The 16,689-nt window shown below is 47.2% G+C and carries 11 protein-coding genes; 9 read left to right on the top strand and 2 right to left on the bottom strand.

The genetic code is table 11. From position 1 onward, the window contains the following. Positions 1-6: 6 nt before the first annotated feature. Positions 7-873 carry a DUF3037 domain-containing protein gene (locus GJJ30_RS05380; protein WP_154173938.1) on the bottom strand — a complete coding sequence of 289 codons (867 nt, stop codon included), beginning with the start codon at positions 871-873 and terminating at the stop codon, positions 7-9. 18 nt (positions 874-891) lie between these two features. Beyond that, the gene (locus GJJ30_RS05385) at positions 892-1,824 is read right to left on the bottom strand and encodes an HNH endonuclease (RefSeq protein ID WP_154173940.1); all 933 of its coding nucleotides are present in this window, start codon (positions 1,822-1,824) and stop codon (positions 892-894) included. Between the two features lie 407 nt (positions 1,825-2,231). Here GJJ30_RS05385 and GJJ30_RS05390 point away from each other — a divergent pair, with 407 nt between their 5' ends. The 9 genes from GJJ30_RS05390 to GJJ30_RS05430 all read left to right on the top strand — a co-directional run bounded on the left by GJJ30_RS05390 (position 2,232) and on the right by GJJ30_RS05430 (position 16,582). Next, positions 2,232-2,696: a VOC family protein gene (locus GJJ30_RS05390; RefSeq protein WP_154173942.1), complete on the top strand. Its 465-nt coding sequence runs from the start codon at positions 2,232-2,234 to the stop codon at positions 2,694-2,696. Positions 2,697-2,931: 235 nt separating this feature from the next. Continuing rightward, positions 2,932-4,731 carry a PQQ-dependent sugar dehydrogenase gene (locus GJJ30_RS05395; RefSeq protein WP_154173944.1) on the top strand — a complete coding sequence of 600 codons (1,800 nt, stop codon included), beginning with the start codon at positions 2,932-2,934 and terminating at the stop codon, positions 4,729-4,731. Positions 4,732-5,234: 503 nt separating this feature from the next. After that, a complete protein-coding gene (locus GJJ30_RS05400; RefSeq protein ID WP_154173946.1) occupies positions 5,235-8,498 on the top strand; it encodes a putative Ig domain-containing protein in 3,264 nt (1,087 codons plus the stop codon). A 989-nt stretch (positions 8,499-9,487) separates the two neighbouring features. Further along, complete coding sequence (locus GJJ30_RS05405) at positions 9,488-10,288, top strand: polysaccharide biosynthesis/export family protein (RefSeq protein WP_154173948.1); 801 nt, start codon at positions 9,488-9,490, stop codon at positions 10,286-10,288. Positions 10,289-10,292: 4 nt separating this feature from the next. Beyond that, the gene (locus GJJ30_RS05410) at positions 10,293-12,635 is read left to right on the top strand and encodes a GumC family protein (RefSeq protein WP_154173950.1); all 2,343 of its coding nucleotides are present in this window, start codon (positions 10,293-10,295) and stop codon (positions 12,633-12,635) included. Positions 12,636-12,717: 82 nt separating this feature from the next. Next, a complete protein-coding gene (locus GJJ30_RS05415; RefSeq protein WP_154173952.1) occupies positions 12,718-13,386 on the top strand; it encodes a sugar transferase in 669 nt (222 codons plus the stop codon). A gap of 19 nt (positions 13,387-13,405) precedes the next feature. After that, positions 13,406-13,888 carry a UpxY family transcription antiterminator gene (locus GJJ30_RS05420; protein ID WP_154173954.1) on the top strand — a complete coding sequence of 161 codons (483 nt, stop codon included), beginning with the start codon at positions 13,406-13,408 and terminating at the stop codon, positions 13,886-13,888. 190 nt (positions 13,889-14,078) lie between these two features. After that, positions 14,079-14,975: a hypothetical protein gene (locus GJJ30_RS05425; RefSeq protein WP_154173956.1), complete on the top strand. Its 897-nt coding sequence runs from the start codon at positions 14,079-14,081 to the stop codon at positions 14,973-14,975. 77 nt (positions 14,976-15,052) lie between these two features. Continuing rightward, a complete protein-coding gene (locus tag GJJ30_RS05430; protein ID WP_154173958.1) occupies positions 15,053-16,582 on the top strand; it encodes a lipopolysaccharide biosynthesis protein in 1,530 nt (509 codons plus the stop codon). The last annotated feature ends 107 nt before the right edge of the window (positions 16,583-16,689 follow it).

The raw sequence follows: 16,689 nt of genomic DNA on the forward strand, positions 1-16,689 counted from the left end.
GCGGTTTCAATTGGGATTATTCAGGGCTTGGGCGGTTTTCTCCGTGTAATCCGACAACTCGCTTTCTTCCACGATTTTCACGCGCGGTTGTTGATCAATCAGTTCAATGGCTTGATCATAAGACTTATAAAGACTCCGGTTTTTCGGTCGGGCCACCAGCAGGTCGAAACGGGCGTTGCGTTCATCGGCGTAGGGTTGCAACAGCGTGAATTGGCCAAAATTCAGGGTGGCTTTCTCGTGAATGGACTGCTCCAACTTCAGGTCGAAACTGACCGGTTTGACCAGATTGTAAGTACCATTTTGCCAGGCAAAAGGAAACTGATACGACAAATCCGTGCTGCCCGGTTTGACCGTTATGGACTGCTCCAACGTTTCGCGGCTAATGCGCCCCAGCAAGCGTTGGCGTAAGTTCTTTTTAAAGGAAGTAAGCAAGTACGCATCATCATGACGTCCCCGATTTGGGTCTTCTTCATCGTAAAAAGCCAGATAAAGCCGGTAAAATTCATCCGCAATCTTGCTTAAGTCAGACGTATAGACAACACCGGTTTTGACCTCACCGAATTGCAAGGCGCTGGAATCACGAATCAGGATTTCGTTGTCGATCAGTTGGCGCGGGTGTTGTTTGTAATTGGCAAAGATTTCCGGCTGTTTGTTTAGTTGATTTGCTCGGATGGATATTCCCCTAAAATAAGATCGGATTGTTTTCTCAGGAAATTTAGGATACAGCTTTCGGATGCGGCTAAGCCGCGATGGATAACGGAAAACCGCCTGACGCTGCTCCGGAAACCACAGCAATACCCCAATATTCAACACCTCACCCAGTGCCTGGGAGTGATGGTATTGGAGGACGCTATAGTGGAATACGGAGTTCACGCGATTAGGGTTTGTTTCCTACGACCGAAAAATCTTATCGTTGTGGTATTCTAAATAAAATGGAGAAGGTTTATTTATTTCTAATTCAGGAAGGATTAGTAAGCTTTTTCCGTGATATTGATAGTATTCTTTACCATTCTCAAATTCTTCTCGGATCCGTTTACTTATTTCAATTTTAAAATTGGGAGTAACTGTAATATAACCGTTGTCAAAAAGCTTGTGCATATCGGAACGTAGCAGTAACCCATTAGCTGTTTGATTAGGACCAGATTCAGCAAAGGGCTTAATATGAGCTGCTTCTAAAACCGGTAAAGTTTTCTCACCTGTAATAGCACACCTTTTATGATAGGCATCTATTACCGAAAGCCGGAAAGCACCTTGTCCTATGCGCACTTTTTGCAAAACCGCGCTTCCATATTGAGGTAATTCTTCGGCTACTGTAAACGAATCTTGACTTTTAGGAACGGTTGTTAGGTAAGTTGCTAATACTGTTTCAATCTGTTGCCAGAGCGCCCGGCCAATGCTATCGTTTGTACTATATGTCTTGCCTTGTACGATGCTTTTACTCCAATTTTCTGGAACGGTTATCCAGTCTTCTTGTTTAAAAAACACTGGGTTTGTAAGTGCTATGCAGCCGATAGTTGGATTTCGCTCCTGATTTTTGCGGTATTGTTGGATCATTGTTCTAAACTGTTCGAAACTTCCACACCCATTGCGGAGACCAAATGTATCCCAGGCAATAGAAAGTGGAAGTTGGCTTTGAGCGGCAAAAAAGCCTATGCCGCCAATAGCATTGCGCGGACTTTTTAATTTGAAAAGGAATGCACCACCAGGCTTAAGAACCCGAAAAGAAGTTTGTCCACCAGGTTGCCAAAAATTCACATCTTCTGGAGCTAGGCTACTCAGATAATTATACCAGCGCCAGTCGGTTACACCTAAATAATAATTCATACTTCAAGATAAGCAACCTAAGCAAAATATGAAGTTTGGTTTACTCAAAATTAGCTATTTAAAAACGGCAAAGCTGCGTATTCCTCAGCAATAAATATGTGAATGGCTCAATTCCTGAGAATTACATTACTAAGAATCTTCAAACAACTCCTGGATTCCTCTACCGGTATGCTTTTATCGAGCAGAAAATACAACGGTTGGCATCAAGACCATATTCACAAGCCGAAAAATGGGTAATAATTGAACTGTAACGCGCTACTCACTGCTTCTCCAAAGTCCGAACTTCTTCCCCAACCGCCCGCTTGCGAGTTTGTCGCAAACCACCCTTCCAATGTCATTTTTACCCTCCTTCGGTTACAAAACCGCCTGCTACTTTTGTCTTACCAACAACCAAAGACGTAAACAACATGCAAAAGATCACCACATTCCTGACCTTCAACGACCAGGCCGAAGAAGCCGCTCAGCTGTATACGTCGGTTTTCAAAAACTCGAAAATTACCAGCGTCAGCCGCTACGGCGAGGGAGCGCCCGTGCCCGCCGGAACTGTGATGTCCGTGACGTTCGAGCTGGATGGGCAGCCGTTTTCGGCGCTGAACGGCGGTTCGCATTTCAAGTTTTCCGAAGGCATTTCGCTGTTTGTCAATTGCGACACGCAGGAGGAAGTCGATGCCTACTGGGAAAAACTGACCGCCGATGGGGGAGAACCGGGGCGGTGTGGCTGGCTGAAAGACAAATTCGGTGTGTCCTGGCAGATTATTCCTTCCAATTTAGGGAAATTGCTGCAGGACAAAGATCCCGAAAAAGCCAAACGTAAGATGCAGGCCATGCTGAAAATGTCGAAGCTGGATATGGCAACGTTGGAACAGGCGTAGGCCGGAACGGTTTTCGCGTAAGTTCCTCAGGCAAAAAGCGGGCGAATTTTACCGCCAGAATCTTGTTCGAACACTTGGACACGGTTCTGGCGGTCATTGCTTTCTTACCGGGCAAAACCGCATCACCGGCGAACCGGCGTAGCATTTTTTCGTGAACAGGACCGATTGAAAAGGGTTCGCGTTTGATTTTGGCAAGATATTGACCTAATTTTCAAACGAAAATGAAATCAATCGCATGAACATTCCGAACCCTTTCGCCAACTCATTTACCTCAACGTACTTCCCTTTCAAAAAACACCTGGGTCTGTGGGCTTTTGTGTTCATTACCCTGTCGACGCAATCGTACGCGCAGCCAACCGCTAAACCCCAGTCCAGCTCAAAACCGGTCGTACCGGCCAACCCCGCTTATTCAACCGATAAGGCGGTTTTGGCCAAAGGGCAGCAGTTGTTCCAGCAGAACTGCACGGCCTGCCATAATTTTCTGCAAAAGGGAATTGGGCCCAATCTGGCGACGGTGACGCTGGAGGTTCCGGCGGCCTGGCTGAAAACGTTTATTCATAACGCGCCGGAAGTAATCAAGAGTGGCGACGCCCGGGCGTATGCGCTTTTTGAGGAATACAAGCAAACCATGCCGCCGTTCACCCACCTGAGCGATGGCGACGTGGAAGCCCTGATGGCCTTTATTCACTCGAAACGGAAAGTGTCGAATGTCGATATCGGCAGCGAAAAACTGGGCGCTGAGCTGAAAGACCCGATTCCGACCAAAATACCGCAGTCCGGTTTGCATCTCGAATTGCAGGAAGTGGCTAAGGCTCCGGCCAGTGCCGAGAAAGTACCGCTGGCCCGCATCAACAAAATGCAGGTACTGCCCGGGAAAAAAGACCGGCTTTTCCTGGAAGATTTGCGGGGAACGCTGTACGAAATGGAAGGCAATGCGCTGCGGGTTTTCATGGATTTCGCGAAAGAACGCCCCAATTTCATTCACACACCCGGTTTGGCAACCGGCCTTGGCAGTTACGCATTTCACCCGGATTTTCAGACGAACGGTCTGTTTTATACGACCCACACCGAAAAAGCCAATACCGCCCCCGCCGACTTCGCCTACGCCGACTCGATCAAGGTGACGCTGCAATGGGTGCTGATCGAGTGGAAGGTGAACGACCCGGCTGCGAAGGAATTTGCCGGAACGGGTCGGGAGTTGTTTCGGATCAACATGGTGAGCCCGATTCACGGCGTTCAGGAAATTACGTTTAATCCGCTGGCCAAACCCGGTACACCGGATTATGGCTTGTTATATATCGGCATCGGCGACGGTGGCGCCACCGAAAACGGTTTTTATTTCATCTGCAAGGACAAAAACCGCCCCTGGGGAAAAGTCCTGCGCATTGATCCAAAAGGAAAAAACAGCAAAAACGGTAAATACGGCATTCCGGCCAGCAACCCGTTTGCGACCAACAAGGCGTATTTGGGTGAAATTTTCTGTCAGGGATTCCGCAATCCGAACCGGATTACCTGGTCGCAGGACGGAAAAATGCTGATTTCGGACATTGGTCAGGCGCAGGCGGAGGAGCTGAATCTGGGTGTTGCCGGGGCCGATTACGGCTGGCCGGAGCGGGAAGGGACGTTTGTCATCAACCACCGGGGCCGCATGGATCGGGTGTATGCCCTGCCCGCCGACGATGCGAAATTCAAATACACGTATCCGGTGGTTCAGTACGACCACGACGAAGGCAACGCTTTTTCGGCCGGTTTTGTCTACGAAAGCAAAGCCATTCCGGCGCTGACCGGGAAGTACATCTTTGGCGATATTGTCAGCGGGCGGGTTTTCTTTGTGGAAAGTAGCCAGCTTAAACCGGGCAAACAGGCTCCGATTCAGGAGTTTACGTTGCAGGTAGCCGGAAAAACCGCCGACCTTCAGACGCTGAGTAGCAGCAAAAAAACCGACCTGCGGTTTGGCCTCGGCCTGAATCAGGATTTCTACATTTATACCAAAGCCGACGGCCGGATTTACAAGGTGACGGGAGCCGGAAAATAAACTGCATATCTTGATACCTTGATACAAAAAAGCTCCTCAAGCACTTGGGGAGCTTTTTTGTATGTCCGGTAGCGTCATTAATAGAGTTAGTTACAACGATCGGCCAATCGGAAATGGCCGCTTACTAATTCTGCTCCTTCAGTATCCTCCATCCTGCAAAAACCGGCTCTTTCTGCTCCTATTTTTTGCAAACCCTCCTGAAAACGGGCCGGATTGGCATAGATTTCGCGGGAAAATAGACTGGGCTATTCTGTGAATTCCACACGATTCGTCAGATGCAAAGGCTTTCACGAATAAGTTCAAAAGTTCCTTTTAGTACCTCTCCATGTTAACCCTGCCCGGGACGGTCTGCCACGGCCGGTCATTGGGTCTTCTCTTCCTGTATTCAGCTCACATTCGAAGGAATGTTGCTTTTGCTTGGTACACGAAAGCCGCTTGTAAGGCTTGTTCAGAATAATGCTGTGCATTTGTCAGAATTTGTCATCTGTGTAAAATTCAACTTTATGATTCGTCATTTACTTTTCTTCTTTCTGCTTTTCTGCTGTTCATCCACCCTGATTGCTCAAGTCCGTATTTTCAATGCCAGCCCCTCGGCGCAACCCGGCGAAGCCGTCAGCCTGCAGGGTAACTTCGGAGCCTCGGCCAAAGCGTTCCTGCTTTCCGGATCCGCTACTACCCCCTTAATGCTGCCCATTCTGGTCCAAAGCGCCAACCACGCGACCATTCAGATTCCGGCTAAACTCAGTCGGGAACTCTACGAAATCTGGGTGGAAGATCAGGGACAACGGAGCCCGAGCGTTTTTGTCAACCAGGCCAGGGGCATGCATTTCGACTCGCCTGAGGTTACCCCCGGTGGTTCGGTTCGCGTTTTTGGCCGTAACCTGCAGTTTCCCGGAGCAACGCCCCGTGTGCGGCTGGTCGATCAGAGATCGGGAGTTACGCACGAAGCCGTCGTTGAGTCAGCCAAAAGTGATGCCTACCAACTCAATTTGAAACTGCCGGCTACGCTGCAGCCGGGCCGCGTCTACAGCGTTCGGCTGACCAACGGATTAGCCGGAGCGACCAACCTGACCACGATGGAACTGACACTTACTACCGTTACGCCGGGTGTCGATTACTTTCAACTGGGCGTGGGCTGGGCGGCCAAACTCGATTTTTATACCAATGTATATAACGTCAAAACCGATCCCCGCCTGAAACTGAAAGCCGTCGGAAACGGCCAGGCCAACGACCAGCCTGCCATTCAGCAAGCCATTGAGCAGGCTGCGGCCGATGGGGGCGGTATTGTTTACCTGCCCGCCGGGACGTACAAACTGCTGCTTTATCCGTATTTTGAATACCTCCGAATGCGGAATCGGGTAGTCGTTCAGGGAGCGGGGAAAGATCAGACGATCATCAAATTTGGTTACGAACCGGGCGTAGCGCATTTGGGGCTGGACTGGCCATCGGTGCGGCAGGCTGGGCTGGCCGATTTATCCCTGCTGAATGTGGACGAAACCGGTAGCCCTTTGCTCAACAGCAGCCGGGGGCAGGGCACGGAGATTTTTCTGCAGCGGGTGCGGTTCGACCTCAACCGCAGCGACTGGCTGTGGCTGGCCAACAGCAACAAGCTTGTCATTGCGAATACCGACCTTAATCAAGGCGTCGATAGCCAGTTCCGGTACAGGGGACCTTTGCAACTGGCCGATTGCAGCAACTTTGTATTGCGAAATAATACCTTCACGTATGCGGTCGATGGCCTGAATCTGGATAAGACGCACGAAGGGGTTTTTGAAAATAACCGGGTGTATCGCGACGGTTCGGCCCGCTACCCGACCAATACCATCCACCACGTGCTGATTCTCAACTTTACGCAGAATCTGGCCATTCTCAACAACGAATTCAAGGTTATTAACGGCCCGGCCCAGAACAGCAACGACGGCGAAACCATCATCAGCGAGGGCGGAGCGGGTGATCGCATCGACGAAGAAACCGGAACCGTCACCGGAGCCTCGGCTACCACGCTGGAAGACCAGAACAAAAACTGGGGCAAGTTTCAGCGGCTGCCGGTGGTAGCCATCGTCAGCGGGAAGGGCATGGGGCAGTGGCGCAGCATCACCCGCCGGACTGGCAAGACGCTGGAACTGGACCGGGCCTGGGATGTGATTCCGGGCGTGGGGAGTCGTTATGCGATTTTCAACTGGGGTTCGCGCAACTGGCTGGTGTCGGGCAACCGGCTGGAGGGAAATCGCCGGGGTATCACGTTTTACCACAATGCCACCACGGATGTAGCGGTGGTCAACAATACGCTGATCAACAGCGGTTCGATCGATTTGACGCCGATTCAACAGCAATACAATGGCCGTCAGCAGTTTATCCCAATGTACAACAACCAAATCACTGGCAATTCGGTGTCGAATACGGACGGGAGCAACGGCGTTTTCATTGGCGTACATTCCGTTCAGCACATCGATACAAAAACGTTTGGGACCTCGGTGGTGGGGCTGGAAGTGCGGGGCAACACGGTCCGGGCCGGAACTCCGAACGTGCCCGCGGTGGTGGATGCGGTTTTTCCGGAAGGGTTTTTGAATTACCTGGAATACCATCAGATGAGCTATTACGTAGACGAGCAGATCCCGGCAATTTTGGGAAGTGTTTTCGAGAACAACACGGCAATCAACTGCGATCACGGCCTGTATCTGAACAGCGGCAGTTACAACACCCTCGTTTGCAATCTGAGCCTGACCAATTCGGGAAATGTCGACGACAAATCCCTGGATCGGCTGAGCCACAATTCAATGGCAACGGCCTCCTGTACTGCGGCCAGCAAACCCCCGGTTTCGAACAAACCGCCAACCCCGCCGGCAATCGGCCCGCTGACGGCCCAGGTGGGTGTGCCGTTTTCGACCACGCTGGCACCGTTTACCGATCCGGAGGGCGGCACGCTGACGTATGGGTTGAGCAGTTTGCCGGACGGACTCAGTTTCAATGCGACTAATCGGATCATCAGCGGAAAACCCACCAAATCAGGCACTGTGGTGTTGACTTATTCGGCTACCGACGGGCAGGGATCGAGCAGTAGCTTAACGGTTAACCTGACGGTAAATCCGGCAGCCGCGCCAATTACCGCTGCTGGTCCGGTAGCGGCTCCGGCAACAAGCACGGAAGCGTCACCTGCGGTAACGGGGAATTTCGAAGGGTTTCTGGATAAGCTGGATTGCGGAGGTATTCGGGGCTGGGTCTGGGATCGGGACAAACCGAATACCGCATTTACGGTTGAGTTTTATCTCGAAACCGGTTCGCCTGTCACCACTACGATACTGGGCCGCACGGCAGCCAACATCTACCGATCCGATCTGAAAGACGCGGGCAAGGGAAATGGCATTCATGCGTACAATTTTACCCCTCCCGCGGGTTTGAAAAACGGGACGATGGTAAAAGCCCGGGTGTTGGGAAGTACTTATCAACTGAAAGGGTCCCCAAAAGCCTACCAATGTACGGGTGCCCGCCTGTCGGCCGAAGATAACGCTGATTTGAAAGTAATCGTGTTGGGAAACCCGGTTGTGAACGATGCCGTCGAAGTAGAAGTCCGGGGAGTAGAAGGTGAGACGCTGCGGTTGCAGCTAACGGATGTACAGGGCCGGATGATTACCGATCAGTATGTGGCGCAGGCGGCATTCATTGAACGGCAACGCTTACACCTCCGAAACCAGCCGACGGGATTGCTCTGGCTTCGGGTCAGTACACCAACACAGTTTAAAACCGTACGGGTCCTGAAAACGGAATAAATTGGCTAAAATATCACTTACCGTAATCCCGCAGCCAAATTACCATTAACGTATACGTATTATTACATACTTACCAAACGGGTGGTACACCGTCTTTCCAGTGTGATGCATCAATCGGAGATCACAAACCGGTACGCCGGATCTCATTTGCGATGAGAGAAAAACCGCCATCCAGATACCTGCCTTCATTTATCAAGCGGTAGCATTGCCCGGACGACACCGCAAGCAAACCCCCATTTGGCGGGGTTTGCTCTGGTATTCTGTGCCGTACAATTTGAAAAATTACCCATAGATGTTACTGATTCTCTCTTTATGGTGATATAAAAATCGCTGGTTTAAAGGTAATGATTCTTTGAAAGCGCTCAATTTCCAATCCGCATTTAACAACCATATAATAAAATAAGCAGAATGGGCCTGTAAATTCAGACGGCTTTTTTTGTCTGTTAAATACAGGAATTGGAGTAAAGATAATTGAAAAAATTATATTTGTACAAGCAATAATAACTATTCTTTATTGTGCAAAAACACAGAGGGGTTAGCATATTTTGTAGAAAATTTATACAAGTAAAAATTTGAGTAGTAGATAGCTTTTTATCACTTAGCGAATGGTAACAGACGAAGTCACTGAATGCTTCAGATATCAGTAAACTATCTGTCTGATAAAAGAGATAAAGCAACTACTTACTAGATTAGCAGAATTAAATTCTATTTTTATTCACTTCATAAGTATTATTTTTGTAAAGCATTTGTCCCTGATAAGTTCGCTTATATCAGTTAGAAAGTTTAACTGATGGTGAATGAAACACTTTTAACCGATTTTGGGGTTTTGGTTACTTAAATTGTTTTCATTTTTCTTGATAAGTAAAAATACTTATATATTTATTTTCATGTGAAGTCTTTTTACTCAATAATGAACTGAATACGTAAGTCTGGCATTCAAAGTCAGATTATTTCCAGAATTAGTATCATTAATTTATTAAGTGGACTTTATGATTTTTCGCATACTGAGTACACAGGCCGGATACTGGTTTATTGGTTTATGTGGTTGCCTGACAAGTTGCATTTCGAGTAAGGAGTTAGTACTGTATCAGAAAAATAAGAATACAAAAGACACCGTTGCGATGTCGAACCGGTATATACCGACTATTAAGGTTGGAGATGTGCTGTCTGTCCAGGTGAGTAGTTTGAGTCTGGAAGCAACGGCGCTCTTTAATCCCTATTCGTCGATTACAGCCATGTCCGGGATGAATAATATACAGAGTACGCCAACGACGCCAATGCCGTCTCAACTGGGTTATCTGGTAAGCGAGGAGGGGCAGATCGAACTGCCGCTGATTGGCAAAGTGACCGTACAGAACCTGACGAATGCCCAGGCCGCCCGGCAAATCCGGCAAAAGCTCCTCGCTTATCTGAAAGAGCCGACCGTAAACGTCCGCAATCTTAATTTTCAGATTTCCGTCACGGGTGAAGTGGCCCGACCGTCGCTGTTTTCCATTCCGACGGAATCCATCACATTGCCCGCAGCGTTGGGTCTGGCGGGCGACATTACCATTTACGGGAAGCGTACCAACGTACTGGTGATTCGGGAGGAAAATGGGCAGCGGACGTTCAATCATATCGATTTGACCAAACGGGACCTTTTTCAGTCGCCGTATTATTATTTGCATCCCAACGATATCGTGTATGTCGAACCCGGCAAGGCCCGTATCGCCAATGCCGACCGGAATTACCAGTTAATACCCATTATTCTGAGTGCGCTTTCCATTGTTGCCATTGTTGTAACTCGTTAATGCTATGGTAAATAACTCATATACGCCCTATCAGGCTTATGAAGTAGAGTCACAGCCGAACCTGCGGGCTACGCTCCAGCGTTATCTGCGATTCTGGCCGTGGTTTTTGCTTTCGATCGTTCTGGCGCTTGGTGCAGCTTATGCTTACCTGCTGTATCAACCACCGGTTTATCGAGTTCATGCCAGCCTGTTGATCAAAGATGAGAAGAAAGGCGGGCTGTCGGCAGAGAGCCTCATGAAAGAACTCTATCTCTTCAACAAAAATGTAAGCATCGACGATCAGATTGAGATCCTGAAGTCCTACACTTTGATGGACCGGGTGGTGAAAAGCCTGGGGCTCGATATTCAATACCACACGCCTACGCCGACGTACGCCCGCGAAGTGTACGCCGAATCGCCCATTCGGCTGACCGTTGAAAAGGCAAATCCGCAACTGTTGTCTGCTGAATTGAAGTTCACGTTTGTCGATAACAAAACGTTTTTGCTGAACGGTTTTTCGTACCCATTCAATCAGAGCATCAAAACGCCGTACGGTTTACTGCGGGTTTTTGCGCTTAAACCGATCACTGCCAGTACCTTACCCATTACGGTTTCGGTTTTGACTCATTCGAGAGCGGTCAATAGCTACCTGGATAAACTGAGCGTCGAACCGGCCGCCAAGGAATCCAACGTGCTGGAACTGAGCCTGGAAGAAACCGTGCCGGATAAAGGCGAGGCTGTTTTGAATCAACTGGTCAACGCTTACAGCAAGGAAGCCATCTTCGACAAAAACAAGGATGCGAGCAATATGCTCAACTTCATTGAAGAACGGTTGGCACTCATTGCCGGTGAGCTGTCGAAAGTGGAGCAGGAAGTGGAATCCTACAAATCGACGCAGGGCATTACCGACCTGAGTGTGCAGGCACAGACGTTCCTGATGACGGTGAAAGAAAATGATGCCCAGTTGAACGAGGTTAACATGCGCCTGAGCGGCCTGGCGGATATTGAAAAATACGTTGCCAAACAGACGGGTGACAAAAGCGTGGCCCCCGCCACCATCGGTTTGAACGATCCGACCCTGAACGGTTTACTGACCAAAGTGTCGGAACTGGAACTGAAGCGCGATGAGCTGTCTCGGGTGATGGCGAGCAACAGCCCGATGCTGCAGTCGATCGACAGCCAGATTAAAACCATAAAGGGCAGCATCAACGAAAACATCCAGACGATGCGGCAGCAGCTGACCAGCAGCCGGAACCATTTACTGGCGAATAACCAGCGGCTGGAAGGGATGATCCGGACCGTGCCCGGTAAAGAACGGACGCTGCTCAACATCACCCGGCAACAGGTGATCAAAAACGGTTTATACACCTACCTGCTTCAAAAAAGGGAAGAAACCGCCCTGTCGGCCGCTTCTACGGTTTCCGATAGCCGAATTGTCGATGCGGCCCGGACGGATGAACGCCCGGTTGCGCCGGTCAAAACCACTATCTTCCTGATTTTTGGCTGTATCGGGTTATTAATACCGATTGCTTTTTTTGAGATAAAAGATGCGCTCAACGACCGGGTGATGCGACGTTCCGACGTGGAAGAGTTCACGCAGGTTCCGATTCTGGGCGAAATTGTAAAGGGAAATAAGATCATCACCGACAACCTGGTTTTTAAACCGCAGATGCGCTCGGTTATTGGGGAGCAGATTCGGGCTTTGCGGACCAATCTGCACTTTCTGAAAACGGAACAGGAGAAAAACCAGGTACTGCTGTTTACGTCCTGCATCAGCGGTGAAGGCAAATCGTTCATCTCGCTTAATCTGGGAGCCAGCCTGGCGATGGTCGACCACACGACGGTTATTCTGGAAATGGATTTGCGGAAACCCCAGTTGCACAAGAATCTGCACATGGAAAACCAGGTGGGTCTTAGTGACTACCTGATAGGGAAAGCGACGATTGATGAATTGTTGCAGCCGATCATGGGCTACACGAATTATTTCATCATTACCGCCGGCCCGATCCTGCCAAACCCGGCCGAATTGCTGAGCTCGCCCCGCTTGGGTCAGCTTTTCCAGGAATTGAAGCAGCGCTTTGATTATATTCTGGTGGATTCGCCACCCATTGGTCTGGTCACCGACTCGCAATTGATCGCTCCCTTTGCCGATGTGACGCTATTTATGGTGCGCCATGATCATACGCCCAAAAACCACCTCAAAATGGTCGATGCCTTATACAAAGAGCAACGGTTTCAGAACCTGAGTATCATTCTGAATGCGATTGGTGAAGGCGAGTCGCATTATTACAATAATAGTTATGGTGAATATTATGGAGGCTCTGATCCCAAACGACAGGTAGGGAAAGGAAAGCCGAGGAGCGCTTGATTGTACTTTGCCCTAGTAATGAGCACTTGTTAACCATCTCGAATTCTCTGTCCTAACCTGATAATTTGAATAAGTAAAATGTATGCTAAGCCTTAACTCACAATACAAAAGTCTCTATATATATGCGGAAGAGCGGAATCAGCGCAGCGATTTTGCCTACAAGTATTTGGGGAAGCGCGTATTTGATATCTGTCTAAGCTTTCTGGTTACAATCAGCATTCTGGTCTGGCTGATTCCGTTGATTGGCATCCTCATCAAATTGGGGTCGCCGGGCCCGGTTTTTTTCATTCAGAAACGGACGGGGTACCGGGGTCGTACGTTCAATTGCCTGAAGTTCAGAACGATGTCCCATGATCCGCAGGCCACTTTCAAACAGGCACGAAGAAACGACGAGCGGGTAACCTCAATCGGGCGGTTTTTGCGGAAAACCAATCTGGACGAAATGCCGCAATTCATCAATGTCCTCATCGGCGATATGAGCATTGTTGGTCCCCGGCCTCACGCCATTCAGCATAGTGCCCAATACTGGAATACCATGCCGGAATACCGGAAACGCTATCGGGTGAAGCCGGGTATAACGGGTCTGGCGCAGATCAATGGTTGCCGGGGTGAAATCGACCATTTAATGAAAATGCGTCACCGGGTAAAATACGACCGCTTTTATAATCGGAAAAAGTCAATCCTTTTCGATTGCTGGATTTGTTGGATGACGCTGAAATCGATGGTTGGCGAAAACGATCACGTTTGGTGAGAATAAACCTTTTAAAGCGATGGCCTGGTACGTTTTGTATACAAAATCCCGAACCGAAAAAGCGGTGGCAGACAGACTGCGCGAACGCGGTATCGAGGTATACTGCCCATTAATTAAAACCAAACGAAAATGGTCTGACCGGGTGAAGCTGGTGGAAGAACCGCTTTTTCGTTCCTATTGCTTCGTCAACCTGGAAGAACAGCAGCGATCAAGGGTTTTTGCTGTGTCCGGTATCGTTCGCTACCTATTTTGGATGAACAAACCCGCCGTTGTCCGGGACTCAGAAATTGAGACCATTCGGCTCATGCTTAACGAAACGGATAACAGGCATATCACAGTTGAAAACTTCACCTCAGCCGATCGGATAAAAATAAAATCAGGATTTTTTTCTGACAGTGAAGGCCATGTAATTAACCAGCAGGGAAAAACGCTGGCTGTCTTTATTGATTCCCTGCAAATGGTTGTAAAAGTAGATTTGTCGAAGACGATTGTTGCGGCTTAATAATCCCGTTTAAACGCGTATATTTTCTAATTTTTCTTTTCATATAAAATTAATTAGGTTCTAAATGGGACTGAAAGGGCGAAGCCGTAAATAAATCTAAATTAAAAATAGAAAATTGGCATACATACAATCCTAATATATAAATTATAGGCAATATCCGTGCCATAAAGAGGGAAAAAGTGCACAATTTATGAAAAAGGTAAAAATTGGTATAGTCGTTTTTTTTAGCCTCGTAATTGGTATCGAATTAATTGGGCGGTTTTACGGATTAACTACTTATCCCCTTTATGATTCCAGTGAAAAATATGAATATTTATTAAAACCGAATCAACACGTATCTATTTACCGGAACCGGTTTGTAACGAATGAATTTTCAATGCGGAGCGAACCTATCAGTGTCAAAGATACCATTGTTGTTCTGCTGCTAGGTGATTCAGTTATTAATGGGGGAAATTCAATCGATCAGGATAGTTTGGTATCAACATTATTGGAAAAAAAGCTATTAGCTAACTGCGGAAAAAAAATTAGAGTGCTCAATATAAGTGACAAGACCTGGTCACCCGATAATGTAGTCGCTTATTTGAAAAAATTCGGTTATTTCAATGCCGATATGATGCTCCTGGTTGCGAATAGTGGTGATGCTTATGATCCCATGACGTTTAAACCGATAGTGGGGATAGCTCCAACCCATCCCGCCGAAAACCAAATTTTTGCCTGGCAGAACTTGCTTGCAAAAGCCTGGCCCATTATCGAAAAATCAATCCTTGTCAAACCAGTTGTTGAAAAAAATACAGTTGAAAAGAAAGAGCAGTTTGTGAAAGGATTTAGCGGGTTAGATAGCCTTTCGAAAGAATTAAAAATTCCTTTATGTATTTATTTGCATCGTTCTCAACCCGAATTAGTAAGCAATAGATTGGAAGATGGCGGTAAGGCAATTATTGATTTTTGTAGACGAAACCATATTCCAATAACTGTTAATCAATTGGAAACTGACGAATTCATTGACGAAATTCATTTGAATAGCAAAGGCCAGAAATCATTGGCTACTGACTTGTTTCCTATCATCCGGAGAAATCTGAAGTTATAGTGTGAAGCACGAATTACGATTAATTGCGATCAGAACCGGCGATCACAGTAAAAGCCATTTTGAGTAGCGTTTTAAATATGTCAACTGCTAAAAGACTAATATCGGGTACAGCAGCTTCCTGGGCAGCAATCGGCGTTACAATGGTTACGCAGGTAGCTCTGGTACCAATTTTCTTAAGTTATTGGGATATAAAAACGTATGGTATTTGGATTGCAATTCAAGCCCTGTTAAATGTGCTTAGTACAATGGATCGGGGCTTCAATGACTTTTTAGAATATGAATTTCTAAAACTCGGGATACCAAAGAAAAAGCAAATAGGTCTTGCGTTGTGGTCGGGTGTATTTGTCATAGTTATCATCAGTATCGTTGAGACGATACTGGTTTATTACCTGAGCTTTTACCTCAATGTCGAGGTTCTTTTAGAAGAAAGCAAAGTCAAAGATCCCGGTTTTTTATACGAAATTCGCTGGTCGTTAATGATCCAATGGATCATCTGGTCAATAGCAAATATTGTTGGTTTATTTGGCCGGTCGTTAAGTGCCTTTGGTTATTTTCCGAGAATGGGCTGGTGGGGAGTCCTGGTTTCTGTTTCAAATTCCACCGTTTCAGTTATTGTGGTTATTTGCGGAGGAAGTATTTTATCCGCTAATATTGGTATTGGTATCTCATCGGTTGTGATTCTACTTCTTCAATACATAGATATTTCCAAGCTATTGAATAAAGTAGGTATTCCATCTACGCGTTATTCTTTACGGTTAGGTTTTAAATATTACTTTACATCGTTTGGTTTATCTGCCAGATATTTTTTAGAGAACTTCCGCCAGCAGGGTATTCGCCTGATTATCTTACCTTTTTCAGGAGTTAAAGGCTTAACGACCTTCTCCACTATCCGGACCGTTGCGAACGTATCTCAACAAGGTTTGTTAACAATCACACACCCCTTATTACCGGAATTAATGCGGTTTTTAGGTGAGAAAGATCAGGATAAAATGGAAGCCTCTTTTGGTACGGTTTGGTTAGTCCTGTTATTTATTCTGGCGCCAGGTGTTGTCATCTTGCAGGTCGTTGCGCCTTCCTTATTTTTGATCTGGACAAAAGGGCAGATAGAATTCATTCCGCCTTTGTTTGCTGCCTTATCCATTGGAGTCCTGTTTTTTGCTTTGGCGCAGCCAGCAATGGCTGTAATAGTGGGAAATAATCATTTAAAACAGCAGATTATTTTATCAGTCTTGTCTGCACTAATAGTTGTCGCCACCATGTTTCTGCTAATTCCGCAAATGGGCGTTCTGGGAGCCGGTATTGCCCTCTTGGTTGCGGAAATTGCTGCTGCTATCGGGTTCATCAGATTTGCCAGCAGATGGCTTCCGACCAGCGGACTTAAATGGCCGGTCAAAGTATTCAGTATTGCTTTATTGTCCGTCCTGATAGCGGCAGTTGGTATAATGATAATGATATATTACACGCCGTTGAAATGGCAGGCTTTCGCAATAACGATTTTAGCTCTTTACTGGAACGCAATTCGATATTATAAAAATATGCCTTTTTTAGCTACGCAACAGATTAATTCATTATTTAGAAAACTTTCATTATCAACCAAAACCGTTTAATTATTATCAGTAGATCGATAATGATTAGTTACAAGAACGATTAATAATGTGTATAAGTAATGTTTATCCATTAATTATTTGAAATAAGAGTTTCTGAGTATGATTAG

Source organism: Larkinella terrae, from assembly GCF_009668025.1.
Lineage (GTDB): Bacteria > Bacteroidota > Bacteroidia > Cytophagales > Spirosomataceae > Larkinella > Larkinella terrae.

What these genes read in the sequence shown, in the direction of transcription:
- GJJ30_RS05415 (WP_154173952.1), top strand. Translation starts at nt 12,718, where the DNA reads ATGCTAAGCCTTAACTCACAATACAAAAGTCTCTATATATATGCGGAA.
- GJJ30_RS05390 (WP_154173942.1), top strand. Translation starts at nt 2,232, where the DNA reads ATGCAAAAGATCACCACATTCCTGACCTTCAACGACCAGGCCGAAGAA.
- GJJ30_RS05385 (WP_154173940.1), bottom strand. Translation starts at nt 1,824, where the DNA reads ATGAATTATTATTTAGGTGTAACCGACTGGCGCTGGTATAATTATCTG.
- GJJ30_RS05400 (WP_154173946.1), top strand. Translation starts at nt 5,235, where the DNA reads ATGATTCGTCATTTACTTTTCTTCTTTCTGCTTTTCTGCTGTTCATCC.
- GJJ30_RS05405 (WP_154173948.1), top strand. Translation starts at nt 9,488, where the DNA reads ATGATTTTTCGCATACTGAGTACACAGGCCGGATACTGGTTTATTGGT.
- GJJ30_RS05395 (WP_154173944.1), top strand. Translation starts at nt 2,932, where the DNA reads ATGAACATTCCGAACCCTTTCGCCAACTCATTTACCTCAACGTACTTC.
- GJJ30_RS05425 (WP_154173956.1), top strand. Translation starts at nt 14,079, where the DNA reads ATGAAAAAGGTAAAAATTGGTATAGTCGTTTTTTTTAGCCTCGTAATT.
- GJJ30_RS05410 (WP_154173950.1), top strand. Translation starts at nt 10,293, where the DNA reads ATGGTAAATAACTCATATACGCCCTATCAGGCTTATGAAGTAGAGTCA.
- GJJ30_RS05420 (WP_154173954.1), top strand. Translation starts at nt 13,406, where the DNA reads ATGGCCTGGTACGTTTTGTATACAAAATCCCGAACCGAAAAAGCGGTG.
- GJJ30_RS05430 (WP_154173958.1), top strand. Translation starts at nt 15,053, where the DNA reads ATGTCAACTGCTAAAAGACTAATATCGGGTACAGCAGCTTCCTGGGCA.